This window comes from Vibrio sp. 10N.222.55.B11 (assembly GCF_041473705.1).
Classification (GTDB): domain Bacteria; phylum Pseudomonadota; class Gammaproteobacteria; order Enterobacterales; family Vibrionaceae; genus Vibrio; species Vibrio crassostreae_C.
Genome location: NZ_JBFRST010000147.1, coordinates 1 through 290 on the forward strand (window position 1 = coordinate 1; position 290 = coordinate 290).

A 290-nucleotide genomic window follows, 5' to 3' on the forward strand; every position below is an offset into this window, starting at 1 on the left:
CCCTGCCTCATCGGTATGGAGGCGTGCTCTGGTGCACACCACTGGGCGAGAGAGCTACTGAAACTAGGTCATAACCCGAAAATTATGGCGTCCAAATTCGTTATTCCATATCGACAAAATGAGAAGAACGATGCCAATGACGCAGAGGCCATCTGTGAAGCGGTATCTAGACCCAAAACACGATTTGTCTCTATAAAAAGTGAAGAGCAACAAGCTGTGCTTTGCCTGCACCGTATTCGACAGGGGCTAATTAAAACAAGAACGGCGACTATTAACCAGCTCAGAGGTTT

General features: G+C 47.2%; 1 protein-coding gene. It reads left to right on the forward strand.

Annotation, left to right across the window (positions count from 1 at the left end):
• A partial coding sequence (locus AB4503_RS25435; RefSeq protein ID WP_372115915.1) for a transposase occupies positions 1-290 on the forward strand: 290 nt, incomplete at both ends.